Origin of the sequence: Sphingobacterium yanglingense, from assembly GCF_004363245.1 — a bacterium.
Taxonomy (GTDB): domain Bacteria; phylum Bacteroidota; class Bacteroidia; order Sphingobacteriales; family Sphingobacteriaceae; genus Sphingobacterium; species Sphingobacterium yanglingense.
Genome location: NZ_SNYV01000016.1, coordinates 212,039 through 235,893, shown reverse-complemented (window position 1 = coordinate 235,893; position 23,855 = coordinate 212,039). Strand labels below are relative to the sequence as shown.

The window sequence follows — 23,855 nt, the reverse complement described above, 5'->3', positions numbered from 1 at the left end:
ACCAATAAATGATGGTATATAGTATTACTACAATTTAAGGTTGAAAATGTTTTACATTACTCTTGATTTTTCAATAATAGCTACCGTAAGTCTTGAAATACAAATTAAATAGCCCTTGTCATCGTACATTTTGATGTCCCATACATGAGTGGTCTTACCAATATGTACTGGCGCACAAACAGCTCTGAGTAAGCCTTCGGATGCCGAGCGGACGTGGTTTGCATTGATGTCTAGGCCAACGCCAGCATATTTGTCGGTATCAATAATCAGGTTTGAGGCCACGCTACCAATAGACTCTGCCAATACTACCGAAGCTCCTCCGTGTAATATGCCGAAAGGCTGACGTACGTTGTCAGTAATAGGCATTGTGGCTACAATGCTGTCGTCATGAATTTCAATGGCTTTTACTTCCAACAATTTGGTCATGTATTTATCAAATATGTTGTTGACCTCTTCTAACGTGTATGTTCTAAACCAAATCATGTCCTTTATTCTTGAGTTTTAAGATATCGTTCCTGTAAAATTATTCGATGGTGATTTAGATGGCCAGCGACAACATAGATAAAGGCCCGTACACTGATTAGTCGATCAGATGCCATTCCCTTTCGCGCTAATTCGTGTTCATTGAATGTATCGAATAATATGAGGTTTGATTTTCGAACCATAATAAACTCTTCAATGATACTCTCGAATGTCCTTTCATTATGTCTTCCATTGGCAACAAATTCATCCTGTTCAAAGGAGGCAAGGGCAGTCATATCATTTCGCGCGAAGCGTAAAGCGCGATAGGCCATGACGCGCTCTGTGTCGATGATGTGGCAGAGGATTTCCTTAACTGTCCATTTTCCTTCAGCATAGGTATAGGTTCCTAATTCGTCAGGAATTGCTTTTATAAAGTCGGGAAAAGTCTCTAACTGATTTATGAGCTCTTCTTTTATGTCGCCAACAATCGTTTCGATATAGTCGTCGTATATGGCTGGGTATTCATCAGACTTGAGTAGGTTCATATTTTAAGTTGCTTTTTAGTATTATTCTGAAAGTTGTTCCTTTTCCTATTTCTGATTCTTTAACGAAAATTTGCCCTTTATGGTAGCTAACCATACGCATAGTTAGACTTAATCCCAGTCCCCACCCTCTTTTTCTTGTGGTGAATCCAGGTTGGAATATGGTTTCGAAATTTGAACGGGGAATACCTTTCCCCGTATCACTAATGTCTATAAAAATTTCTTCTTTTGCAATATTTTCAGTAATCGATACTTTTATAGTGCCCTCTGTTCCAATCGCATTTACCGCATTTTTTAATAAATTTTCTATAATCCAATCAAATAATGGCACATTCAACATTGCTTCAACATGTCTGTCCCCCTCTAATATAAAAGTGATTTTGTCACTTGTCCGTATTTTGAAGTAGTTCATGAAATCGTTGACTACGAGATAGACGTTGTGATTGGAAAGTGAGGGGGTGGACCCTATTTTTGAAAAACGGTCTGCTACGATTTCTAGTCTTTGTACATCCCGTTCCATTTCGTTGACTACATCATCATTTTCAGCATTGTATTTTAGTCGTATGAGCTCTATCCAGCCCATTAGTGAAGATATGGGGGTGCCAAGTTGGTGTGCCGCTTCTTTTGCCATACCTACCCATACGAGGTTTTGCTCTGATTTCTTGATGGAATTAAATACCGTGTAAGCTATAACCAGGAATATAGCAATAAGTGAAAGCTGTATGTAAGGAAATATACGTAGCTGTTGTAGTGCACTGGAGTCCTTATAATAGACAAACCAGGATTCGCCTGTATCTAAATCCAGCATGATAGGAGGGTGCATGCCTTTCATTGTGTGCAGTTGTTTTTGAAAGTAATCGGTATCGTATACCAATCCTTTTTTATGCTCGACTTCTGCCTGTATGTTGGTTTTAGTGCTGTCAAGGTCTCTCCAAAAAATAATATTTCCTTTTGCGTCTGTAATAATTGCCGGTAGCGATAGACTATCCCGTACGGCATAGACAAAGCTGATAAATTCGTCATCCACATCAGGCATGGACATAATACTCCGTGTGCTCATGGCCCATACCTCTGCTTTGGTCCGTTCGGATGAGGATAGATTTTTAACTAGGTAATTGGTGTATAGGAGCGAGGCGATGCCAATCATTGCTGCGAAAAACAGCAGTACGATTTTCCAAACCTGTTTATTATACTTGTATGGGTTCATTTTTTTAGTGAATCGATATGCAAAATAACGATTTTATTGAAGATTTCTTTTAAAATATGGGGGCTTGCCTTAATTTATAACTTTACAGATTCTATATTACAGGAATCATTTAGAAATAAGTAATTTTGCGATATGAGTTCGCAGAAAAAAGTTAGAGTGCGCTTCGCACCAAGTCCTACAGGAGGATTACATTTAGGTGGAGTACGGACAGCCTTGTTCAATTATCTGTTTGCAAAACAGCATGACGGAGAATTTATCCTAAGAATTGAAGATACCGATCAGACTCGTTTTGTTCCGGGAGCAGAAGAGTATATTAACGAGTGTTTGTCTTGGTGTGGTATCTTGCCGGACGAGAGTCCTTCCCAGCCTGGCGCTTTTGGTCCTTATCGTCAAAGTGAGCGTAAACCATCTTATAGACAGTATGCAGAACAATTGGTTGCAGCAGGCTATGCTTACTATGCCTTTGATACATCGGAGGAGCTTGATGCGCTCAGACAAGTGGAGCCTAACTTCCGTTATTCACATGAGAATAGGCTGGGTTTACGTAACTCATTGAATTTGTCGGCCGAAGAGACGCAAGAATTATTAAATGCCAATGCGCCTCATACCATTCGTATTAAAATGCCTGAGGACCATACTGTTTCTTTTGATGATATGATTCGTGGGCGGGTTTCATTTGAGACAAAGCTAGTCGATGATAAAGTTTTATTGAAAGCAGATGGCATGCCTACGTATCACTTAGCAGTAGTTGTTGATGATAAGGCGATGGAGATATCACATATATTCAGAGGTGAGGAATGGTTGCCTTCGGCACCTGTTCATTTATTGCTTTGGGAATATTTAGGCTGGGCTGATCAAATGCCGCAGTGGGCACACCTACCATTGATCTTAAAACCAGATGGTAATGGTAAGTTGAGTAAGCGTGATGGAGACCGATTAGGATTTCCGGTATACGCAATGAACTGGACCGATGCCAAAACCGGCGACGTGACGAAAGGATTTAGAGAGTTAGGTTTCTTACCAGAGGCTTTTGTCAATATGTTGGGAGTGTTGGGCTGGAATGACGGGACAGAACAAGAAATATTTACATTGCCTGAGTTGATTACCAAGTTCTCGGTCGATAGAATCAATAAATCCGGAGCTAAGTTCGACTTTGAAAAAGCGAAATGGTTCAACCACGAATGGATTAAAAACAGCACTGATACTGATCTTTTACCACTTGTAAAGGATAGCCTAACAGAACACGGTGCTACTGCCGTTGAAGATGATGCCGTTATTAAAGTATTGTCGGTCGTGAAAGAGAGAATGACTTATTTGTCTGATTTCTGGGCACAGGCGTCTTTCTTTTTCCAGTCACCAGCGGGTTATGACGTCGATGCGGTCAAGCCTAAATGGAATGCCGATAAAACTAAATTCTTCGAAGATATTATGGTGGATTTTGAACCGTTGGATTGGGAAGCTTCAGTTGTAGAACCTTTCTTCAAAGAGCGTGTACAAGCTTCAGGAATGAAAATTGGAGAACTGATGATGCCTTTCCGTATCATGTTGGTTGGAGGAAAATTTGGACCAGATGTATTTGTTATCGCTGAGCTTCTTGGAAAAAAAGAAGTTATAAAGCGTGTAAAAATTGCACTCGATATATTTAATGGTTAACTTAGATTCTTTAGAATCTAAACCAAACTTTATGAGAAAGATCAATTTATTTATGCTTGTGATTGCGCTGGGGGTACTTTTTTTATCCTTCAGCACTAGTAAATCATCCAAAGATAGACCAGAGGAACGCCTCGGTTGGAAGCTGGGTGCACAGGCTTATACCTTTCGTTTGTTTTCCTTCGCTGAAGCTTTAGACAAGTTAGATAGCTGTAATCTGGGCTATGTTGAAGCCTATCCGGGACAGACTATCGGTGCAGGTAGTACAGAGAAGATGGGCTATCAGTTATCCTCCGAGGGAAGGCGTCTTGTTAAGAAACTTTTGAAAGAAAAAGGAGTGACTTTACACGCTTTCGGTGTGGTAGGAGCGCAGGATGCTGAGGAATGGGATAAGGTTTTTGCTTTTGCAAAAGACATGGGGATACAGGTTATCAATGTAGAGCCATCGGATGCTCATTTGGATATTGTATCCCGTCTTTGTGACAAGTATCAGATTAAGGCGGCATTGCATAATCATCCTGAACCTTCCAAATACTGGAATCCAGAAGTTGTCCTAAAGTCTTTGGAAGGTCGGAGCAAATTAATGGGTGCAGCGGCAGATGTAGGGCACTGGATGCGTTCAGGTTTGGATCCGATCGCTTGCCTAAAACAGTTGGAAGGGCATATATTTCATCTTCATTTTAAAGATTTGAATGAGTTTGGAAATAAGAAGGCGCATGATGTACACTGGGGGACGGGTAAGTTGCCTTTGCAGGGGGTCATTGATGAATTGAAACGTCAGAAGTTTAAAGGAATGCTGTCTGCCGAATATGAATATAATTGGGAGAATAGTAAAAAAGATGTTTGCGTGAGTGTGGCAAACTTTAGAAAGCTAATAAAGTAAATAAGAAAAGGAGGTTTTTAACCTCCTTTTCTTATTTATATGTTTTTTCAATATTATCAGATAGTTCTTTATTGTTTTCCAGCATATAGGCTATAGATCTGATGACACGGTTATGTTTCTTGACGAATGGGTTTTCCTCATTCCATACATATCCAGCCAATACAGCACAGACCTTTTCTTTAACATCCAGATTTTCGGGTCTGTGAAAGAATAATGTTTGCAGATTTCCGGTGTACCACTCTTTGACATATGTCGTGAATACATCGATGCCCCGTTGCATATACTGTGTAAAATCCTTTTCCCAATCGATCTGTTCACCGTTTATTTCCCTCCATGCCAGTTTAGCGGCTAAGATGCCCGATTCGGTGGCAAAGCATACGCCCGATGAAAATACCGGATCTAAAAATTCGGAACTGTTTCCGGTAAGCGCAAAGCCATCTCCATACATTTTGGTGACCGCTGCCGAATAGTTTTTCAAATGTATAGGCTCAAAAAGAAACTCCGTTCCCGCAAATCGTTTGACATAGAAGTCTGAAAGTTGGATAGCCCTTTGTAAAGCGAGTGCGGTATCTCCATTTTCTGCCAGTTTCTCAATAAATGCGGTGTCTGCGACTATTCCAAGACTGGTATTTCCATTGGAGAACGGAATTACCCAAAGCCAGACTTCAGTGTCTAGTACATCAAACGAAATTTGAGTGCCTTCGATTCCTTCAGGTCTGTTAATATCCTTTACATGCGAGAAGATTGCAGAGTGCGGGTTCAGTTTTGACGGTTTATCCAAATGGAGTAGTCTCGGCAATACCCGACCATACCCACTAGAGTCAATTACAAATTTGGCCTTAATCTGTGATTCCTTTCCTTCTTTGTCTACAACGGTAGTGACAGAGTTTGTGCCTTCAAAAGATATTGCGGTAACAGTTGTTTCAAAACTGATGTCCACGCCTTTGTCGATAAGGGTCTGTGCCATGACCATATCAAAGTCTGCTCTCGGGATCTGCCAGGTCCAGTCCCAGCCTTCACCAAATTTCTGACTAAAATCAAAAATGCTGATAACCTGTCCTCGTATAAAACGAGCACCAGGTTTTTTTTGAAAATTCTGCTTGTCTAGGTTGCCCAAAAGGCCAGCTTCTTCAAAGTGGTCCATGACACGAGGGATGAGACTCTCTCCGACTACTAGCCTGGGAAATTTGCTCTTTTCCACAACTTTGATATTTGCGCCCTGTTGCTGTAGGTACCCTGCGGCCACACAGCCAGAAGGGCCTGCTCCGATAATCAAAATGTCAACTTCGCTTGTATTCATTCTATGCAGAATTCAATTTAAAGCTAAATAAAATCAAATATTTAGCACTCCTCTTTAATCAAGGATTTTATTATAACGGAAATGTATTATTTTTGCAATTAGCTATTGACAAAGGTACTTAATTATCTTGGTGAGAAAAGAAGATAATCTAAAAATTGAAAGTAAAAAAGACCCTATATATTAAATGATTTCTATCCATAAAGATCTTTCATTAGATCAGTTTTCAGACGTATTGTTAAATCAGAAACCGGTAGGCTTGAGCAGCGATACCGTCGAAGTTGTAAAAGAAAGTTTTAGCTTTTTGAAGTCATTTATTAAAGACAAGGTTATTTACGGTGTGAATACAGGTTTTGGTCCGATGGCACAATATCGTATTCAAGACGCCGATCGTATTCAGTTACAGTATAACCTGATTCGTAGCCACGCCTCTGGTACAGGCGATTTACTCCCCCCGGATATTGTTAAGGCCGCTATGCTTACCCGCTTATGTAACCTTTCAAAAGGAAAGTCCGGCGTACATATCTCTGTCTTGGAGCTGTTGCAGGAATTCATCAATCGTAATATTACTCCAGTTATTTTTGCTCATGGTGGTGTAGGTGCTAGTGGGGATTTGGTACAGTTGGCGCACCTTGCATTGACATTGATTGGCGAAGGAGAGGTGGTATACCAAAATAAGAGAAGACCGACAAACGAAGTATTTGTTGAGTTGGGCTTGGCGCCCATAGCTGTAGAGCTTCGGGAAGGGATATCGTTGATAAATGGTACTTCGGTCATGACCGGTGCCGGTCTGGTCAATTATTTTCATGCCAAACAGCTGTTGTCCTGGTCGGTTGAGTTGTCTTCTATTATGAATGAGTTGGCGAAAGCACATGATGATCATTATTCTGTGACGCTCAATGAAGTGAAAAAACACCAAGGACAACAGGATATTGCAGCGATGATGCGGAGTCATTTAGCGGATTCTAAGTTGATTCGCAAGCGTGAAGAAGACCTCTATTCAGGAAATAACCTCGAAGAGATATTTAAAGACAAAGTACAGGAATATTATTCATTACGCTGTGTTCCCCAGATTTTAGGCCCTGTTTTGGAGACTATAGAGCAGGTGGGGCAGATTTTAGAAAATGAAGTGAACTCCGTAAGTGATAACCCTATCATATCTGTTGAAGACCAAAATGTATACCATGGCGGCAATTTTCATGGAGATTATATCTCTTTGGAAATGGATAAGCTGAAGTTGGCTATCACACGGTTGACGATGTTGTCGGAGCGTCAGTTGAACTACTTGATGAACGCTAAGATTAATGAAATATTACCTCCTTTTGTTAACATGGGCAAGCTTGGATTTAATTTTGGAATGCAAGGAGCACAATTTACAGCAACTTCTACGACAGCTGAGAATCAGACGCTTTCCAACTCGATGTACGTCCATAGTATCCCTAATAATAATGATAATCAAGATATCGTGAGTATGGGGACTAATGCTGCGGTGATTACCCATAAAGTGATAATCAATGCATATGAAGTATTGGCTATACAGTTGATATCTGTTGCTCAGGCTATTGATATTCTTTCTTGTCAGGACTTGGTGTCCACTCGTACGAAAGAGATTTATGCCGCTATAAGAGCTATCATCCCTGCTTTTTCGGAGGACAAACCTTTATACATGGCGATTCAATCTGTTAAAGAATACTTAATGAAAAAAGCGTAATTATGAAGTGTGCATTAGTAACCGGAGGATCTAGAGGGATAGGTCGCGCGATTTGTCAAAAATTAGCTGTTGATTTGGGGTATTTTGTCTTGATTAACTATCAAGGCAATGAGGCTGCTGCTTTGGAAGCTTTACGTCTGGTCGAGGAGGAAGGGGGAAGTGGTGCAGTATTAAAGTTTGATGTTACTGACGAGGAGGCGGTAAATACGGCTTTGTCAAATTGGGTAGAGAAGCATCCGGATGCCATTGTAGAGGTTGTTGTCAATAATGCAGGCATTGCTAAGGACGGCTTGTTCATGTGGATGAAAAAAGAAGATTGGCAAAATGTGCTGGATGTTTCTTTGAATGGATTCTTTCACGTAACTAATTTTTTTATTCAGAAAATGTTGCGGAATCGCTATGGGCGTATTATTAATGTGGTGTCGGTATCTGGAGTCAAGGGTACAGCAGGGCAGGTTAACTATTCTGCTGCTAAGGCGGGAGTGATTGGAGCGACAAAGGCACTGGCACAAGAGGTTGCCAAGCGTAATGTTACTGTAAACGCGGTAGCTCCGGGGTTTATCCAAACGGATATGACGGCAGAAATGGATGAACAGGAGCTCGTTAAGCTTATTCCAGCGAATCGTTTTGGGAAAGTGGAGGAGGTTGCGGATTTAATTTCATTTTTAGCATCAAAAAAATCTAGTTATATTACGGGTGAAATTATAAATATTAACGGTGGTATTTATTCCTAGATACGTATGAGTAAAAGGGTCGTGATTACAGGGATGGGTATCTATTCTTGCATAGGGACAAATTTGGAAGAGGTGAGAAAGTCCCTATTCGAAGGTAAGTCTGGTATTGTGGTTGACGAGTCTAGAATAGCATTTGGGTTCAAATCGCCCCTAACAGGAATGGTACCGGTCCCGAACCTCAAAAACGAATTGACACGAAGGCAGCGAATAAGCATGGGCGAAGAGTCTGAATATGCTTATGTTGCTACTCGTGAGGCTTTGCAGCATGCAGGGATTGATGAGAGTTATATTGACGCGAATGAAGTCGGTATTCTATACGGTAATGATAGTGTTTCAAAAGCGGTAATAGAAGCGACAGATATAGTCCGTGAGAAAAAAGATACCCAGCTCATCGGTTCGGGGGCAATCTTTAAGTCGATGAACTCGACAGTCACGATGAACCTGGCAACAATCTTGGGGCTAAAGGGGGTTAATATGACCATTAGTGCGGCCTGTGCGAGTGGTTCGCATGCAATTGGTCTAGGCTATATGTTTATCAAGCAGGGACTGCAGGATATGATTATCTGTGGTGGGGCCCAAGAAATAAACCCCTATGCGATGGCTAGTTTTGATGGCCTTGGTGTATTTGCCGAAGATATCGAACATCCTGAGTCGGCTTCCCGACCATTTGATATAGACCGCACGGGGTTAGTACCCAGTGGAGGAGCAGCTACAGTTATTTTGGAGAGCTATGAGTCTGCGGTAAAACGTGGAGCCCCTATTATTGCTGAAGTATTGGGATATGGATTTTCTTCCAATGGGGGACATATTTCTACACCCAATATCGATGGACCGGCGATGGCGATGCGTCGCGCACTGGAGCAGGCGGGTATTGCCGCGGATGAAGTGGACTATATCAATGCCCATGCGACATCTACACCGATTGGTGACGCTAATGAGGGAAAGGCGATATTGGAGGTATTTGGAGGTAAGCCTTTCGTGAGTTCAACAAAGTCTATGACTGGACACGAATGTTGGATGGCCGGGGCGAGCGAAATTGTATATTCTACATTGATGTTACAACATGGCTTTATTGCGCCTAATATTAATTTGAAGCAGGTAGATAGTGGGTTGGAGGAATTAAATTTAGTTTCATCAACAATAAAACAAGAAATTGACATATATTTGTCAAATTCTTTTGGATTTGGTGGAACAAATTCAGCGGTGGTAGTTAAGAAATTTAATAATGAGTAACGCGGATATTAAGCAGACGATAAATGAAATTTTGGTAGAGGAATTTGAGGTGGATGCAGAGGTGATACAGCCAGAAGCTCCTCTTAGAGAGTCTCTTGATTTAGATAGTTTGGATTATGTGGATTTAGTCGTGTTGATTGAGTCTAATTTTGGTGTCAAGTTGGGAGAAGCGGATTTTGCAGGGATGACTACCTTTCAGGACTTCTATAATGTTATCGAAAATAAAATATTGGCAAAATAATTTTAGACAACCATGAGCCAATGGGACGGAAAGTCGAAAGGAACACTCCTTGGCTATAAAATATTTGTTTTCTTTATTAAGAAATTTGGTGTCCGTACAGCTTACGGACTTCTTGTTTTTGTAGCCCTTTATTATTTCCTGTTTTATCCCACAAGTTTTAGTAATATTTTCTATTACCTGCATCAGCGACAGGGCTTTTCAAAATGGACCTCATTTTGGAAGGTATACAGCGTTTATTTTGTGTTTGGGCAGACTATTATTGACAAAGTCGCCATTTCCGCGGGTATGCGCAACCAGTTTACCTATGATTTTGATGGTATTGAATCTTTAAAAGAGGTTCTGCAGGAACGGCGTGGAGGGATTTTGATTTCTGCCCATGTTGGTAATTTCGAAATATCGGAACAGTTTTTTTCGGATCTTGATTTGAGCTTTCAGATTAATCAAGTGACAGTGGATCAAGAGGTGTCTGTCATCAAGGAATACCTGCAACAGATTTCCAAAAAATCGACTATTAAACATATCTACATCAAGGAGGATATGTCTCATGTATTCAATATTAACGACGCGCTTTCGAACAATGAGCTGATCTGTTTTACAGGCGACCGTTATTTTGAAGGTTCAAAGGTATTGGAAGCTGATTTTTTAGGTAAGAAAGCCTTTTTCCCCGCGGGGCCTTTCCATTTGGCATCAAGATTGGGCGTCCCCATTATATTCGTATATGTGATGAAAGAGACTAATAGTCATTACCATCTGTATGCACGGAGGTGTGATGCTGTAAAACGTAGAGACGCGCAGGCTGCATTGGATTTTTATGTAAAGAGTGTCGAGGGGATTTTGTCCCGATATCCATTACAGTGGTTTAATTTTTTTGATTTTTGGAATAGAAAGGAGAAGGCTTCCCCTTAGGTTATGAAAAATGTTTTAGTAATTTATTATAGCCAGTCTGGACAACTGGAAGATATAGCCAAATCAATAGCACAACCCTTATTGGACAATGAAGAAGTACACGTTGATTTTTACGAAATCAGAACTGTACACTCTTTCCCGTTCCCCTGGCGTAGTGATGTTTTTTTTAATGTCTTTCCAGAGACTTTTCAGCAAATTCCGGAAGAGATTCACCCTCCGGCGACAGCTGTTTTAGAGCAAAAGTACGACTTGGTATTATTTCATTATCAGGTCTGGTATTTGACACCTTCTATTCCAATTAATTCATTTTTAAAGAGTCTATATGCCAAGCGTATATTAGCGGATACGCCCGTTGTAACCATTAGCGGGTCCCGTAATATGTGGGCTAAGGCACAGGATAAGGTAAAAGCCTTGTTGCTTCAAAATGGTGCCCAGTTGGTTGGTAATATCGCGCTCACAGACAGGCATCATAATATGATTTCTGTAGTGACTATTGTAGATTGGTTATTTTCAGGTGTAAAGCGTAAAGCCTATGGTATATTCCCTATGCCCGGGGTTGCTGAGGGGGAGATCAAAGGAGCAGGTAAATATGGGGAGACGATTCTCTCGCATCTGCAGCATAGTAATTTTGAGGGTATGCAGTCTCATTTACTTGCTCAGGGGGCTGTGGACTATCGGTTTTTCTTGGTGTCTATGGATAAAAAGGCAAACCGTATGTTCCATATCTGGTCTACACTAATTTTAAAAAATCCTAAAAAACGTAAACTGCTGGTGAACTGTTTTAAATATTACGTGATTTTTGCGATATATTTTCTGTCACCTATTGTATTTTTAATCGAATTAGTGCTTTTCCCGATTTTATATTTTGCAAAAATTAAAAAGGAGAAGGTACATTATCAAGGTATTTAGTAAATGAATCAAGTTTTTATAAATCGTGTTAGTAAATTTTTGCCCAATGATCCCATTGTCAATGAGGATATGGAGACTTATTTGGGTAAGATCAACGATAGAGAATCAAAGGCGAAGCGTATTGTTTTACGCAACAATGGTATACAGACGAGGTATTATGCCCTTACGAAAGAAGGGGTACCTACCCATACCAATGTCTTGTTGACTGCTAATGCTATCCGCAATCTATTGGATGAAGATTTTAAGGCGTCAGATATTCAACTGATATCTTGCGGCACCTCCTCGCCGGATTATTTGATGCCATCGCATGCTGTAATGGTTCATGGCGAACTGAAGAATGGTCAGTCAGAGGTCAATTCTGCCTCAGGCAATTGTTGTGCAGGGATGAATGCACTAAAATTTGGCTATCTATCGGTAAAGGCCGGAAATACGGACAATGCGGTGTGTACCGGATCGGAGCGGATGTCTTCGTGGATGTTGGCTGATCATTACAATAAGGAGGTGGAAAATCTGAAAGATTTGGAAGAACAGCCAATCATTGCTTTTAATAAGGATTTTTTACGGTGGATGCTTTCTGATGGAGCAGGTGCCATGCTTTTGGAGAATAAACCAAGAGGTCCATTGTCTTTACGGATGGATTGGGTAGAAGGATATTCTTACGCTCATGAGTTGGACGTCTGTATGTATGCGGGTTCGGAAAAGTTAGCTAATGGTGAGTTAAAACCCTTTAGTGATTATCCCTCTGTAGAATGGCTCAATCAGTCGATATTTGCAGTCAAGCAGGATACCAAGTTGCTCGATAAGTATATTTTGGATAAAGGCGTAGAAAGTATGAAAGATGCAATGGAGAAGCATGGTGTGACTCCTGATGATATCGACTATTTATTGCCTCATGTGTCCTCGCATTATTTTGTGGATGGACTATATAATCGCTTTGCCAAGGCAGGAATCGAGATTACCAGAGATAAATGGTTTATGAATCTCCGTTCTGTTGGTAATGTCGGAGCAGGTTCAGTATATCTTATGTTGGAAGAGCTGGTGAATTCTGGAAAATTGAAATCCGGTCAGCGAATCCTACTATGTGTGCCCGAGAGTGCCCGGTTTACCTATTCCTATGCTTATTTAACCGTGTGCTAATGCTTCCTGTGCAAGGTGAACATATTATCAAGCTGATTCCGCAGCGGTTTCCTATGGTTATGATTGATAGGTTGCTCGATTATACGGCAGAGACGGTGGTTGTTGATTTTGAAATCAGGACGGACAATCTATTTGTGGCTGGAGGTCAGTTACAGGAAAGCGGTTTATTAGAGCATATGGCACAGTCGGTGGCTGCACATACAGGATATAGTTATTATATCCGTGAGGAACAGGCGCCTACTGGATATATTGGTTCCATTCAGAAAGCAGAGGTACACCGATTGCCCTTGGTGGGAGAGGTTTTGACCAGTAAGGTGGAGATTATCCAGGAGTTTATGGGAGTTACCTTGGTACATATAGAAACATACATTGGGCAGGAGAGTATAGGTTCTGCGCAGATGAAAACAGTAATCGCTTCAACGGGATAATATGACAGAAGGCGTTATAAAAATACCTATCCATGAGTTTCTGCCACATAGGGCGCCTATGTTGATGGTGGATTATATCGTCGAAATCAGCCAAGGGCATGTTATTTGTGAGTATACGATTGAGAGCGATTGTATATTTTTGGTTGACGAGTTCCTGCAGGAGGTGGGGTTGATAGAGCATATGGCCCAGACCTGCTCTTCGATTGTTGGGCAGAACTATTATACGGAGGATTATAATCCGGAAGTCGATGAGCGGGTGATTGGTTTTATATCCGCCATTAAAAGTGTATGTATTGAATGCCTGCCCAAGAAAGAACAGCGTATCCGTACGACTGCTCGTTTGGTTTCTCAATTTGAGGGGGCGGGATATACCATCTGTACCATGTCGGTGATTGCGGAGGTCCTTGGTGACCAGATTGCGGAGGCCGAGATTAATTTATTCTTACAAGAACGTAAACCTTAATAGCTATGAAGAAATCTGAAGTACCCCAAGATAGTGGACGGATCGTGCAGAAAGGCTCTAGAGAAATGTATTACGCTGTGGATGAAAATGGCGAATATACCACAGCATTGAGTACAGGCTGGGAAGCTAAAAATATCGTTCAGGACCATACTATGGAAGTATTACAGGCGGAGATTGACCAGGCTAAAGTGGCTGTAAAAGAGGGAAAGCGAAGCCCCATTTACTATTATATGCTACTGACTAGGATGGATGTGGTGGTTTTGGCGGGGTATACCGGATTTTGGCAATGGCGTATCAAGCGTCATTTTAAGCCGGAGGTTTTTAGTAGGTTGAGTGATAGTAGGTTGCAGAAGTACGCTGATGCATTTGATATCACCATAGCAGAGTTAAAGAATTTTAAAGGAGATTAATGCAGTTAGATTTTACACATCACCAATCTGCACATTGTGAAAGTGGGGTGGCCTCGAATTTGTTGAAAGATAAGGGGCTGAACCTCTCCGAGCCTATGGTTTTTGGTTTGGGAGCAGGTATATTTTATGTTTATCTCCCTTTTCTGAAAGTTAGTAACGCCCCTGGGCTAAGCTATCGCCCGATGCCGGGTTGGATTTTCAGCCGTATGGCTAGACGTTTGGGAATCAAAATAAAACGGCGGAAGTTTGCTAATCCTGCCAAGGCACAACAGCAGCTGGATGAGAATCTGAAACAGAATATTCCCTCTGGGCTGCAGGTCGGTGTATACCATCTGCCTTATTTTCCAGATGATTATAGATTCCATTTCAACGCACATAATCTGGTGATTTATGGCAAAGAGGGGAATGAATATCTCGTGAGTGATCCTACGATGGAAGGGGTACACCGGCTCACAGAGAAAGAGTTGGAACGAGTTCGTTTTGCGAAGGGGGTGCTTGCCCCTAAAGGGCATCTATACTATCCGACATATGTGCCTGCCGAAAGTGAAATTGACTGGACGCAAGCTATTCGGAAATCTATACGAAAAGCCTGTAATGATATGTTGGCACCGGTTCCTATTGTCGGTGTCAAAGGGATGCGTACGGTTGCCAAAGCCATTGCTAAATGGCCGGGTAAGGTAGGGATTCCAAAGGCTAATTACTATTTGGCACAAATGGTCCGTATGCAGGAAGAAATTGGGACTGGTGGTGGTGGATTCCGATATATTTATTCTGCATTCCTGCAGGAAGCTGGGCACAAAATTAATAACCCTGCTTTGTTGGAGCTATCCAAAGAGATGACGGAAATAGGAGATCTATGGCGTGATTTTGCGGTTAATGCGTCCCGGGTTTATAAGAAACGGAGTAATCAAGGCGATGTGTATAATACCTTGTCGGCAGAATTACTCCACCTAGCGGACCTTGAAGAAGCATTTTTTAAGAAATTGAAGAAAGCTGTTTAGGGATATGGAGATAATTCGAATAGACAGTCTTTCCAAAAAATATAAAGACAGCGACTATTACTCGGTGGAGAATCTCAGTCTTCAAATCTTCGAAGGAGAGGTGTTTGGGTTACTGGGACCTAATGGGGCTGGCAAGACTACCTTGATTTCGATGCTGTGCGGGTTGATAAAACCTACATCGGGAAGCTTTACGATAGCCGGTCTTTCGTATAAAGATACGCCTATGGATATCCGTAGGTTAATAGGTGTTGTACCTCAAGAGTACGCGCTGTATCCTACATTGACGGCTACAGAAAATCTGGTTTATTTTGGAGCCATGTACGGTCTGAAAGGCAAGGTTCTAAACAGCTTGGTGGAAGAGGGGCTGTCAAAGATGGGACTATCGAAATTCGCACATAAAAAAATAGGTGCATTTTCTGGAGGAATGAAGCGACGGGTCAATCTGTTGGCGGGTATCCTGCATGAACCTAAATTGCTCTTTTTAGACGAACCTACCGTAGGCGTGGATGTGCAGTCTAAAAATGTGATCCTCGATTTTTTAAACGAGCAAAATCAATCCGGTATGACTATCGTATACACCTCGCATCACCTTATTGAAGCGCAGGAATTGTGCGATCGTATTGCGATTATTGAGAGTGGTAAGGTCATTGTACAGGGCACTCCTCAGGAACTTATTGATACGACCGAAGGGGCACGTAACTTGGAAGATGTCTTTATTGCTTTGACAGGAAGGGGGCTAAGGGATGCTATATAAGTTAGGTATGGCTATTCGTAAGGAGCTTCTTCTTCAATCGCGGGATGTTGGGGGGCTTATTATCCTTTTTGTGATGCCTATGGTATTATTGATTACCATTACTATGGTACAAAAAGGGTCATTCGATTCGATTACAGGTACCCGGATTCCGGTTCTGTTGGTTGATAATGATAAGGGAGAAATTGCGCAGACGGTGCGCAAGGAGCTCGGTGATATCGGTAGTTTTGAGGTGGTAGAGAAGGTCAATGGCGCCATTCTGGATGAGAAGGAAGCAAAGGAAGCTGTTTTCAAAGGAGATTACCAATTGGCTATTGTATTGCCACCCAAGTTGAGCGATGATCTGAATCTTCATATCAAGCAGAACGTAGATAAGGTGATGGCCGAGTTTTCGTATTCAGATTCGGACACAGTAACGGCAGCTATAACCGAAATCAAGAAGAAGGATGTCAATCTATATTTTGACCCTGCCACGCAGGAGTCTTTTAAAACAGCCATCAAGAGCTCTATTGATAAGCTGATTGCCACTATTGAAAAGGATAAGGTGTATAAGGTCTTTCAGGAAGAACTGGGCGTCAATGAAGAAGCGGTGTTTGATAACGGTCAGATACTCCAATATCGGGAGATTGGTCCCGAAGCGGGTAGGAATAGCCTAAAACCGAGCGCCGTGCAACATAATGTTCCTGCTTGGTCTTTGTTCGCTATATTTTTTATAGTCGTACCACTTTCCATTAATATCGTAAAAGAGAAGTCGCAAGGTACCATGGTTCGGCTCATCACGAATCCCGTTCCCTATACATTGTTTTTACTGGGCAAGACTTTTACCTATCTGTTGGTGAGCCTTATTCAGTTTTATCTGATGTTGCTGGTCGGGATATATGTGTTTCCGCTTTTGGATTTACCTGCCTTTGAAGTGGGGCATCATTTTCTGCAACTGTCGGCTATGGCACTGTTTGCTGGACTTGCAGCGATTGGATTTGGCATCTTATTGGGGACTATTGCTACTACGCAGGAACAGTCTGCCCCTTTTGGTGCTACGTTTGTGGTGATTTTGGCCGCTGTGGGTGGCGTATGGGTGCCCGTGTTTGTAATGCCTGCAATCATGCAGACGATATCCAAGCTCTCTCCGATGAATTGGGCATTGAGTGGTTTTTACGACATCTTGTTACGGCAGGGAAGTTGGTTGGCTATTCTGCCTAATATAATTTTATTACTTTTGTTTTTTATGCTTACGTTGCTGATTGCAGTCCTATATGATAAGAAGAAAAGAACTATATAATGAGGCAAGTCATTTGACCGTATCCAAATGGGGAGAGGTACGCTTTAACGAGGTGGATGCATTGGGTATTGTGTGGCACGGTCATTATATCACCTTTTTTGAGGACGGACGTGAGGCCTTCGGTAAGGAACATGGTATAGATTATCTTACGGTGCAGGCGTCAGGCTATACGACTCCTATTGTCAAGTCTGTCTGTGAGCATAAGCTTCCGTTGCGGTATGGGGATAAGTTTCGGGTGCAGACTTCTTTTGTGGACACTCCCGCTGCTAAAATGATATTTAAGTTTAAGATTTTTAATGAACAGGACGACCTGGTCTGCTTGGGAGAGACGACGCAGGTTTTTCTTGATAGCGAAGGTTTGTTGACATTAAATATTCCGGATTTTATCGTGAGCTGGAAAAAAAAGGTGGGGTTACTGTAGTGTTTAAACCTATTTACATATCGGAGGTGAATTGCGTGAGTCCTCTTGGAATGGACTTGGAAAGCAATTGGGCTGCCTTGACGAAAGGGGAAAGCGCTATTGAGGGAATAGATATAGGAATGCTCAAGGAGATAGATGTCGCTAGATTTGCTGATAGACCAGCTCTATTGGATGATTCCCTTTCTTTTTTAGAAAATATAATGTTACATGCGGCCTTGCCGTTGGTGAGTGACAAAGTGATTACAGCACGTACGGGCTTTATTCTCTCGACGACTAAGGGTAATATCGAGAAACTAGCATCTGGCTCCGTAGAGGAAGCCGAGCTGGGCAGACTTGCAGGGGTATTGGCACAGCGTCTGGGATTTGTTTCAAAACCAATTGTTGTCTCCCATGCCTGCGTGTCAGGATTGTTGGCGGTATCTGTTGGTAAGAGATTGATACAGATGGGACAATATGATGAGGTACTGGTGTTGGCAGGAGACCAGGTCAGTGAGTTTGTGCTATCGGGATTCCAGTCGTTTCAGGCGATGAGCAGTGGCCCATGCCGGCCGTTTGATGCGGCGCGTAGTGGTGTTACGTTGGGTGAGGCGACTGCGGCAGCATGGTTGACCGATCGTAAGTCCGAGGGCATTGTACAAATAATGGGAGAAGGGGCTGTAAACGATGCGAATCATATTTCTGGGCCTTCACGTACGGGAGAGGGATTGGTGCGCAGTATGCAGTCGGCTTTTCAGGAAGCAGGTATCTCTACAGGTGATATTGATTTTGTATCGGCACACGGAACAGCAACCCTATACAACGATGAGATGGAAGCTATAGCTTTTGATCGTATGGGACTATCCGGGACACCTACGCATAGCTTGAAAGGATATTATGGACATACACTGGGGGCTTCCGGTTTGCTAGAGCTTGCTATAGCGGTTAAATCGCTACGTGAGAATATGCTCATTCCGACTAAGGGGTTTGCTACTTTAGGAACCTCCAAATATTTGAATATTATCCAGGATTTGGTGCCTATGGATTTAAATTATTGTCTGAAGACTGCGTCTGGCTTTGGAGGTAGTAATACGGCTATGATTCTAAAGAAAATCTAGTGAAGGAAACGTTCTACATATCAAGTTATATAACAGTTGCCACGGGGCAGGTGTTTGTGAATGGACAGTTGGGGTACTCTAGTACAGCTGATTCGTTTGCCACTTTTGTGAAGGAGGCTGTAAAGAATATTCAGGTTGATTATCCCAAATTTTACAAGATGGATAGCTTGAGTAAATTGGCGTTTGCCGCAGCAGAGTATCTGTTGAAAGATATGCCTGTAGAGGAGGATACTGCTATCATACTTGCGAATAGGTCCGGAAGTCTGGATACAGATTACAGACATTGGGGGACTATTCGGGAGGAGGCTAATTATTACCCAAGCCCTGCTATATTTGTATATACGCTGGCCAATATCTGTACAGGTGAGCTGTGTATCCGGCATCAGTTTCTTGCAGAGAATGCCTTTTTTGTGGCTGATAATTACGACTCCAAAAGTCAACATGCCTATGCGGAGTACTTATTACTGTCCGGCAAGGCAAAGCGGGTATTATGCGGTTGGGTAGAGTTGTTTGGAGAAGAATATAAGGCGGTACTATATCTGGTCGAACAGACTGGCGTGCTACCCCATACAATAGAACAAATTGATCAATTATTTTTAATATAGAATGGAAGAATTAAAAGCGGAATTAAAAGGTAAAATCATTGAGGTTTTAAATTTAGAAGATATTACGGTCGAAGACATTAATGATGATGATTCTTTGTTTGGGGATGGACTGGGATTAGATTCTATCGATGCCTTGGAGCTTATTGTTTTATTGGATAAAGGTTACGGTATCAAATTGAGCGACCCTAAGCAAGGTAAAGCAATATTTGAATCAATCAATACGATGGCCGATTTTATCTCGAAAAATAGAACGAAGTAAAATATGTCGGTGGGCATAGGTGTTACCGGAATGGGAATGGTTTCGGCTATAGGTCTTTCTGTGACCGAGAACCTGTCATCACTTGCTGTATCCCGATGTGGGATTACACAGGTGGATAATTTTGAGACCCGGCATCGCGAGCATGTACTTGTTGGAGAGATTAAGCTTTCTAATGCTGAGCTCGAAGAACGCATAGGTCTGCTCAAGGGACATGGTGTCACTCGTACTGGGATGCTCGGCATTCTTGCTGCCCGGGAGGCTGTACAACAAGCCGGTTTATCACTTGCCGACTCATCAGTCCGTACAGGACTTATTTCATCTACAAGCGTGGGGGGGATGGATGTCACGGAGAAGTATTTTTATAGCTATACCCACGACCCGGAATTGCAACACTATATCCTGAGTCATGATGCGGGTGTGTCTACGCAGCAGATTGCCGATGACCTGGGTTTGAAAGGTACAGTTACGACCATTAGTACCGCTTGTTCTTCGGCTGCCAATGCGATTATGCTAGGAGCGAGATTGATTAAGAGTGGCCGGTTGGACCGTGTTATTGTAGGTGGAACGGATGCATTGAGCAAATTTACGTTGAACGGATTTAACACGTTAATGATACTTTCGGATACCTATTGTAAGCCTTTTGACCAAAATCGTAAGGGGCTTAATCTAGGTGAAGCGGCGGCTTATTTGGTCTTGGAATCAGATGCGTTGATTGCTAAGGAGCAAAAGCCTGTGTTGGCTTATGTCGCAGGATATGGAAATGCAAATGATGCCTTCCATCAGACGGCCTCATCTGAGAATGGAGAAGGAGCCTTTTTAGCGATGCAGAAGGCATTTGCGGTAAGTGGATTAGCAGCGAGTCAAATCGACTATATCAACGCCCATGGTACCGCGACACCGAATAATGATTTGTCTGAAGGACGTGCTTTGCTACGTGCTTTTGGTAATGATGTCCCTACATTCAGCTCGACGAAGGCATTCACTGGACATACGCTAGCGGCAGCGGCGGCGATCGAAGCGGTCTATAGTATTTTGGCAATCCAAGAGGGCATGGTGTTTCCAAACCTTAACTTTGATACGCCGATGGAGGAGTTTGGATTGATTCCACAGACTGAGTTATTGCGAAGGGATATCAATTATGTTTTGTCTAATTCTTTTGGATTTGGAGGTAACTGTTCGACGTTGATATTTGGGAGGTAGTTATCAGGTTATGAAGTTATCAGGTTAACAAGTTATGGAGTTATCAAGTTCACTCGATAACTCGATCACAGGTTCACATAAAAAGAGAAATGAAAGGTAAATGTTTTATTCAGGGTATTGGTGCCGTTACTGCACAGGGAATCTGGCGGGCTGATTTTTTTGAACAGGCCAGAGAGATTCGGGTATCTAAGGCCTACGCGGAACAGCCTTCTTATAAAGAGTTGATTGCTCCGAATATGATACGGCGTATGTCCAAAGGTATTAAAATGGGGATATTTGCTGCTCAACAAGCCTTAGATGAAGCAGGGGGGGAAGACTTAGATGGCGTAATTACTGGGACGGGATTAGGCTGTTTGGAAGATTCTGAGAAGTTTTTAAAAAATATACTGGATAATGACGAAGAGTATCTAACCCCGACTTCCTTTATTCAGTCTACGCATAATACAGTAGGAGCACAGATTGCGTTACGGTTGGGCTGTAAGGCTTATAATTTTACCTATGTGAATGGTGCGGTCTCTTTCGAATCGGCTTTGTTGGATAGCTTGCAGCAGTTGGAGACAGGAGATGCACAATCGATATTGGTAGGTGGAATAGATGAAATATCGGGCCATACTTTCAGTTTAAAGCAGTTGATTGGAGAGGTAAAGTCTGATGGCGCAGATGAAACTATCCGTGAATCTCAAACTAGGGGTGTTAATTACGGTGAAGGAGCTACTTTTTTTGCACTTGGCTCAAGCTCAACTATGGAGAGCTATGCGGAGGTTGTGGATGTATGTATTCAAAATCGGCTTGAGCTTGGAGAGGTAGAAGAATTTATCGATGGTTTTCTAGAGCGGAATAAAGTAGAGCGTGCTGCTATTTCCGCTGTAGTAATCGGCAATAGTGGTGATATGGAATACGATTATTATTTCGATGGGTTTGGACAGTTATTTGAAGATACCTATCAGTTGTATTATAAGCATTTTTATGGTCATTCTGATGTGGCTTCAGCTTTTGGAATGGCTACAGCGGCCTATGTGTTGAAAACACAGCAGATTCCAGAAGAAATTGTTTGGAAAGCCGGAAAACAAATGCCGCTTAATTATGTTTTATTATATAATCAGTATAAAGGTAGAGACCACAGTTTGGTGTTATTGAAACGGAGTTAAGGAGTTATTAAGTTATTGAGTGAACCAGTGAACAGGTGAACAGGTGAACAGGTTATCAAGTTAACAAGATCACAAGATAACAGGATAGCAAGATCACAGAATCAAAATACAATTGTTAAAAGTATGTTTAAGCATAAAAATATCGTTCCGTTTTTGCTATCCTTAGGGATACTTGCTGCGATATTGGCTTTATTTTCGGTAATATCGTGGTCTTGGTGTTTTCTATTAATTTTCCTTTGGATAGGTCTGACTACCTGGGGATCCTTTGATATCCGTCAAAGCTATTTTACGGATGTATTTTATAAGAAGTTCAGACATGATGGACGCACACTGTCACTTACCTTTGATGATGGACCTACCCCAATTACAGAAGAATTTTTAGACTTACTAAAGAGTTACGATGCTAAGGCTACCTTTTTTTGTATTGGTAAGCAGATTACTAAATACCCCCGGATATTTAAGCGTATTTTGGAAGAAGGACATACTATTGGCAATCATACGATGATGCATTCAAAGGCATTTGGTTTCCTGACTGCGGACCAGGTGGTTTTGGAAATCGATAGTTGTGATGCGGTGATTAATGATTTAGTTCCATTGAAGCCCCGTCTTTTTAGGCCACCTTTTGGAGTGACTAATCCTCCGGTAGCTAAAGCGGTCCAGCAGACCAAACATCAGGTGATTGGTTGGAGCATTCGTTCTTTAGATACGGTGCTGTCTAACGAGGATAAAATATATGAACGTGTCGTCGGCAGGTTGCAACCAGGAGACATTGTTCTGTTTCATGATACTTCTTCAAAAAGCCTGCGGGTACTAGCGCGGGTCCTTGCCTATATGAAAGAGCGTGATTGGCATTCGGTAACTGCCGACGAATTGCTAAATTTGCACGCATATGAAGAATAATTTTTTGTTATCATTTCTTTTGACATTTTGTGTTACTGTGGGAATTGCCCAAGAGCAGAAAATGTCGTCTGCAGAGATTTCTACTTTTCAAAACGGAATGGGAAAGATAGGTCAAATCAAAACTTTGACAGCAGACTTTATACAATACAAGAGGGTGGGGTATGTCAAGAATGAGTTGGTGTCGTCGGGTAAGTTTTACGTGAAAAATCCAGATAAGCTGGCTTGGTTCTATAGCAGCCCTACTGCCTATACGATGGTATTTAACAACAAAAAGATGATGATTGAAGAGAAGGGGAAGAAAAAGACCATGGATGTTGGGAGGAGTAAACAGTTTGAAAAAATCAGTCAAGCGATACAAAGTAATATGAATGGAGGTACCTATCAAGGGACTGAGTTTTCACCTTCTTATTTTCAGACAAATAAGTTGTATATTTTAAAACTGAACCCTCTCGCCAAAGAGGTTAAAAAGGCTATGAAACAATTGGTTGTTGGTTTTGATAAGACTACCTATCAGGTGGTAGAGGTGATGCTCTTAGATAATTCAAATGGCTCTACGCGCTTTGTATTTACCAATCAGAAGATAAATGGAACACTCGCAGATTCTATTTTTGATCTGTAAGATGATGCCGAAAACCTTGTACAGAAGTTGATCAGCCCCGTACAGAACTTTAACATTCTTGTACAAAAGTTCGAGAGATAGGTACATGACTTCAATAGTCTTGTACAAAAGTGGGAAACTTTTGTGCAAAATTTTGATAGTCTTGAGCAAAAGTTTAAAAGTCCCGCACGGAACTATGAAAAATCCGTGCAAAAGTTTAAGAGTTATGTACAGAAGTGCGAGATAGTTATACGAAACTTTGATAATCTTGTGCAAAACTTTGATAATCTTGTGCAAAAGTTTGAAAGACTTGTACAAAACTTTCGTAACCCTCTACAAAATAAGAGCAAACCTGTACGAGGAAATCATAATCTTGTACAGGTTTA

Annotated in this window: 27 protein-coding genes; 23 read left to right on the top strand and 4 right to left on the bottom strand. The window is 41.8% G+C overall.

The genetic code is table 11. From position 1 onward, the window contains the following. Positions 1-51: 51 nt before the first annotated feature. From CLV99_RS17275 to CLV99_RS17265, 3 genes are read right to left on the bottom strand one after another with little or no spacing between them, the layout of a single operon-like run. On the bottom strand, positions 52-483 hold the full coding sequence (locus tag CLV99_RS17275; protein WP_133585758.1) for a hotdog fold thioesterase: 432 nt from the start codon (positions 481-483) through the stop codon (positions 52-54). A 5-nt stretch (positions 484-488) separates the two neighbouring features. After that, a complete protein-coding gene (locus tag CLV99_RS17270) occupies positions 489-1,007 on the bottom strand; it encodes a DinB family protein (protein WP_133585757.1) in 519 nt (172 codons plus the stop codon). Continuing rightward, positions 988-2,211: a sensor histidine kinase gene (locus tag CLV99_RS17265; RefSeq protein WP_133585756.1), complete on the bottom strand. Its 1,224-nt coding sequence runs from the start codon at positions 2,209-2,211 to the stop codon at positions 988-990. Before CLV99_RS17265 ends, CLV99_RS17270 begins: the two co-directional genes overlap by 20 nt. A gap of 132 nt (positions 2,212-2,343) precedes the next feature. Here CLV99_RS17265 and gltX point away from each other — a divergent pair, with 132 nt between their 5' ends. Together gltX and CLV99_RS17255 are read left to right on the top strand one after the other, a co-directional pair. Beyond that, the gene (gltX, locus tag CLV99_RS17260; protein ID WP_133585755.1) at positions 2,344-3,864 is read left to right on the top strand and encodes a glutamate--tRNA ligase; all 1,521 of its coding nucleotides are present in this window, start codon (positions 2,344-2,346) and stop codon (positions 3,862-3,864) included. A gap of 31 nt (positions 3,865-3,895) precedes the next feature. Continuing rightward, a complete protein-coding gene (locus CLV99_RS17255) occupies positions 3,896-4,744 on the top strand; it encodes a sugar phosphate isomerase/epimerase family protein (RefSeq protein WP_133585754.1) in 849 nt (282 codons plus the stop codon). A gap of 31 nt (positions 4,745-4,775) precedes the next feature. Here the strand turns inward: CLV99_RS17255 and CLV99_RS17250 are convergent, their stop codons facing one another. After that, positions 4,776-6,044, bottom strand: a complete 1,269-nt coding sequence (locus CLV99_RS17250) for an NAD(P)/FAD-dependent oxidoreductase (protein ID WP_133585753.1) — start codon at positions 6,042-6,044, stop codon at positions 4,776-4,778. Positions 6,045-6,228: 184 nt separating this feature from the next. On the opposite strand from CLV99_RS17250, the gene CLV99_RS17245 reads away from it, so the two are divergent. From CLV99_RS17245 to CLV99_RS17145, 21 genes are all read left to right on the top strand, one after another. Then, positions 6,229-7,752, top strand: a complete 1,524-nt coding sequence (locus CLV99_RS17245; protein ID WP_133585752.1) for an HAL/PAL/TAL family ammonia-lyase — start codon at positions 6,229-6,231, stop codon at positions 7,750-7,752. A 2-nt stretch (positions 7,753-7,754) separates the two neighbouring features. Beyond that, entirely contained in the window at positions 7,755-8,486 is a 732-nt protein-coding gene (gene fabG, locus CLV99_RS17240; RefSeq protein ID WP_133585751.1) for a 3-oxoacyl-ACP reductase FabG, read from the top strand. A 6-nt stretch (positions 8,487-8,492) separates the two neighbouring features. Continuing rightward, positions 8,493-9,719 (top strand): beta-ketoacyl-[acyl-carrier-protein] synthase family protein, encoded by a 1,227-nt coding sequence (locus CLV99_RS17235; protein WP_133585750.1) that lies wholly within the window; start codon positions 8,493-8,495, stop codon positions 9,717-9,719. Then, positions 9,712-9,960 (top strand): acyl carrier protein, encoded by a 249-nt coding sequence (locus CLV99_RS17230; RefSeq protein WP_133585749.1) that lies wholly within the window; start codon positions 9,712-9,714, stop codon positions 9,958-9,960. Before CLV99_RS17235 ends, CLV99_RS17230 begins: the two co-directional genes overlap by 8 nt. 12 nt (positions 9,961-9,972) lie before the next feature. Further along, entirely contained in the window at positions 9,973-10,866 is an 894-nt protein-coding gene (locus CLV99_RS17225; protein WP_133585748.1) for an LpxL/LpxP family acyltransferase, read from the top strand. Positions 10,867-10,869: 3 nt separating this feature from the next. Further along, positions 10,870-11,775 carry a dialkylrecorsinol condensing enzyme DarA gene (locus CLV99_RS17220; protein ID WP_133585747.1) on the top strand — a complete coding sequence of 302 codons (906 nt, stop codon included), beginning with the start codon at positions 10,870-10,872 and terminating at the stop codon, positions 11,773-11,775. Positions 11,776-11,778: 3 nt separating this feature from the next. Next, a complete protein-coding gene (locus tag CLV99_RS17215; protein ID WP_133585746.1) occupies positions 11,779-12,912 on the top strand; it encodes a beta-ketoacyl-ACP synthase III in 1,134 nt (377 codons plus the stop codon). Beyond that, on the top strand, positions 12,912-13,340 hold the full coding sequence (locus CLV99_RS17210; RefSeq protein ID WP_133585745.1) for a hypothetical protein: 429 nt from the start codon (positions 12,912-12,914) through the stop codon (positions 13,338-13,340). The genes CLV99_RS17215 and CLV99_RS17210 overlap by 1 nt, the downstream gene beginning before the upstream one ends. 1 nt (position 13,341) lies before the next feature. Further along, on the top strand, positions 13,342-13,803 hold the full coding sequence (locus CLV99_RS17205; RefSeq protein ID WP_133585744.1) for a hypothetical protein: 462 nt from the start codon (positions 13,342-13,344) through the stop codon (positions 13,801-13,803). A gap of 5 nt (positions 13,804-13,808) precedes the next feature. Next, a complete protein-coding gene (locus CLV99_RS17200; RefSeq protein WP_133585743.1) occupies positions 13,809-14,213 on the top strand; it encodes a hypothetical protein in 405 nt (134 codons plus the stop codon). After that, positions 14,213-15,214: a BtrH N-terminal domain-containing protein gene (locus tag CLV99_RS17195; RefSeq protein ID WP_133585742.1), complete on the top strand. Its 1,002-nt coding sequence runs from the start codon at positions 14,213-14,215 to the stop codon at positions 15,212-15,214. The genes CLV99_RS17200 and CLV99_RS17195 overlap by 1 nt, the downstream gene beginning before the upstream one ends. A 4-nt stretch (positions 15,215-15,218) precedes the next feature. Next, positions 15,219-15,968, top strand: a complete 750-nt coding sequence (locus CLV99_RS17190) for an ABC transporter ATP-binding protein (RefSeq protein ID WP_133585741.1) — start codon at positions 15,219-15,221, stop codon at positions 15,966-15,968. Next, positions 15,958-17,244: an ABC transporter permease gene (locus CLV99_RS17185; protein ID WP_162850145.1), complete on the top strand. Its 1,287-nt coding sequence runs from the start codon at positions 15,958-15,960 to the stop codon at positions 17,242-17,244. The genes CLV99_RS17190 and CLV99_RS17185 overlap by 11 nt, the downstream gene beginning before the upstream one ends. After that, positions 17,219-17,665: an acyl-CoA thioesterase gene (locus CLV99_RS17180; RefSeq protein WP_133585740.1), complete on the top strand. Its 447-nt coding sequence runs from the start codon at positions 17,219-17,221 to the stop codon at positions 17,663-17,665. The genes CLV99_RS17185 and CLV99_RS17180 overlap by 26 nt, the downstream gene beginning before the upstream one ends. Then, the gene (locus CLV99_RS17175; RefSeq protein ID WP_133585739.1) at positions 17,665-18,759 is read left to right on the top strand and encodes a beta-ketoacyl synthase N-terminal-like domain-containing protein; all 1,095 of its coding nucleotides are present in this window, start codon (positions 17,665-17,667) and stop codon (positions 18,757-18,759) included. The genes CLV99_RS17180 and CLV99_RS17175 overlap by 1 nt, the downstream gene beginning before the upstream one ends. After that, positions 18,759-19,364 (top strand): beta-ketoacyl-[acyl-carrier-protein] synthase family protein, encoded by a 606-nt coding sequence (locus CLV99_RS17170; protein WP_211348571.1) that lies wholly within the window; start codon positions 18,759-18,761, stop codon positions 19,362-19,364. Before CLV99_RS17175 ends, CLV99_RS17170 begins: the two co-directional genes overlap by 1 nt. A 1-nt stretch (position 19,365) precedes the next feature. Further along, entirely contained in the window at positions 19,366-19,623 is a 258-nt protein-coding gene (locus CLV99_RS17165) for a phosphopantetheine-binding protein (protein ID WP_133585738.1), read from the top strand. Positions 19,624-19,626: 3 nt separating this feature from the next. Next, a complete protein-coding gene (locus tag CLV99_RS17160; protein WP_133585737.1) occupies positions 19,627-20,823 on the top strand; it encodes a beta-ketoacyl-[acyl-carrier-protein] synthase family protein in 1,197 nt (398 codons plus the stop codon). An 89-nt stretch (positions 20,824-20,912) separates the two neighbouring features. Next, positions 20,913-21,971, top strand: coding sequence for a beta-ketoacyl synthase N-terminal-like domain-containing protein (locus CLV99_RS17155; protein ID WP_133585736.1), 1,059 nt, complete (start codon positions 20,913-20,915; stop codon positions 21,969-21,971). Between the two features lie 123 nt (positions 21,972-22,094). Then, positions 22,095-22,871, top strand: coding sequence for a polysaccharide deacetylase family protein (locus tag CLV99_RS17150; protein ID WP_133585735.1), 777 nt, complete (start codon positions 22,095-22,097; stop codon positions 22,869-22,871). Further along, entirely contained in the window at positions 22,861-23,490 is a 630-nt protein-coding gene (locus CLV99_RS17145; protein ID WP_133585734.1) for a LolA family protein, read from the top strand. The genes CLV99_RS17150 and CLV99_RS17145 overlap by 11 nt, the downstream gene beginning before the upstream one ends. Positions 23,491-23,855 lie beyond the last annotated feature (365 nt).

Excerpts from the sequence above, each read along its gene's own strand:
- fabG (WP_133585751.1), top strand. The coding sequence starts at position 7,755 with ATGAAGTGTGCATTAGTAACCGGAGGATCTAGAGGGATAGGTCGCGCG.
- CLV99_RS17275 (WP_133585758.1), bottom strand. The coding sequence starts at position 483 with ATGATTTGGTTTAGAACATACACGTTAGAAGAGGTCAACAACATATTT.
- CLV99_RS17225 (WP_133585748.1), top strand. The coding sequence starts at position 9,973 with ATGAGCCAATGGGACGGAAAGTCGAAAGGAACACTCCTTGGCTATAAA.
- CLV99_RS17250 (WP_133585753.1), bottom strand. The coding sequence starts at position 6,044 with ATGAATACAAGCGAAGTTGACATTTTGATTATCGGAGCAGGCCCTTCT.
- CLV99_RS17195 (WP_133585742.1), top strand. The coding sequence starts at position 14,213 with ATGCAGTTAGATTTTACACATCACCAATCTGCACATTGTGAAAGTGGG.
- CLV99_RS17270 (WP_133585757.1), bottom strand. The coding sequence starts at position 1,007 with ATGAACCTACTCAAGTCTGATGAATACCCAGCCATATACGACGACTAT.
- CLV99_RS17165 (WP_133585738.1), top strand. The coding sequence starts at position 19,366 with ATGGAAGAATTAAAAGCGGAATTAAAAGGTAAAATCATTGAGGTTTTA.
- CLV99_RS17150 (WP_133585735.1), top strand. The coding sequence starts at position 22,095 with ATGTTTAAGCATAAAAATATCGTTCCGTTTTTGCTATCCTTAGGGATA.
- CLV99_RS17160 (WP_133585737.1), top strand. The coding sequence starts at position 19,627 with ATGTCGGTGGGCATAGGTGTTACCGGAATGGGAATGGTTTCGGCTATA.
- CLV99_RS17180 (WP_133585740.1), top strand. The coding sequence starts at position 17,219 with ATGATAAGAAGAAAAGAACTATATAATGAGGCAAGTCATTTGACCGTA.
- CLV99_RS17235 (WP_133585750.1), top strand. The coding sequence starts at position 8,493 with ATGAGTAAAAGGGTCGTGATTACAGGGATGGGTATCTATTCTTGCATA.
- CLV99_RS17205 (WP_133585744.1), top strand. The coding sequence starts at position 13,342 with ATGACAGAAGGCGTTATAAAAATACCTATCCATGAGTTTCTGCCACAT.
- CLV99_RS17210 (WP_133585745.1), top strand. The coding sequence starts at position 12,912 with ATGCTTCCTGTGCAAGGTGAACATATTATCAAGCTGATTCCGCAGCGG.
- CLV99_RS17185 (WP_162850145.1), top strand. The coding sequence starts at position 15,958 with ATGCTATATAAGTTAGGTATGGCTATTCGTAAGGAGCTTCTTCTTCAA.
- CLV99_RS17255 (WP_133585754.1), top strand. The coding sequence starts at position 3,896 with ATGAGAAAGATCAATTTATTTATGCTTGTGATTGCGCTGGGGGTACTT.
- CLV99_RS17245 (WP_133585752.1), top strand. The coding sequence starts at position 6,229 with ATGATTTCTATCCATAAAGATCTTTCATTAGATCAGTTTTCAGACGTA.
- CLV99_RS17265 (WP_133585756.1), bottom strand. The coding sequence starts at position 2,211 with ATGAACCCATACAAGTATAATAAACAGGTTTGGAAAATCGTACTGCTG.
- CLV99_RS17220 (WP_133585747.1), top strand. The coding sequence starts at position 10,870 with ATGAAAAATGTTTTAGTAATTTATTATAGCCAGTCTGGACAACTGGAA.
- CLV99_RS17155 (WP_133585736.1), top strand. The coding sequence starts at position 20,913 with ATGAAAGGTAAATGTTTTATTCAGGGTATTGGTGCCGTTACTGCACAG.
- CLV99_RS17145 (WP_133585734.1), top strand. The coding sequence starts at position 22,861 with ATGAAGAATAATTTTTTGTTATCATTTCTTTTGACATTTTGTGTTACT.
- CLV99_RS17200 (WP_133585743.1), top strand. The coding sequence starts at position 13,809 with ATGAAGAAATCTGAAGTACCCCAAGATAGTGGACGGATCGTGCAGAAA.
- CLV99_RS17230 (WP_133585749.1), top strand. The coding sequence starts at position 9,712 with ATGAGTAACGCGGATATTAAGCAGACGATAAATGAAATTTTGGTAGAG.
- CLV99_RS17190 (WP_133585741.1), top strand. The coding sequence starts at position 15,219 with ATGGAGATAATTCGAATAGACAGTCTTTCCAAAAAATATAAAGACAGC.
- gltX (WP_133585755.1), top strand. The coding sequence starts at position 2,344 with ATGAGTTCGCAGAAAAAAGTTAGAGTGCGCTTCGCACCAAGTCCTACA.
- CLV99_RS17215 (WP_133585746.1), top strand. The coding sequence starts at position 11,779 with ATGAATCAAGTTTTTATAAATCGTGTTAGTAAATTTTTGCCCAATGAT.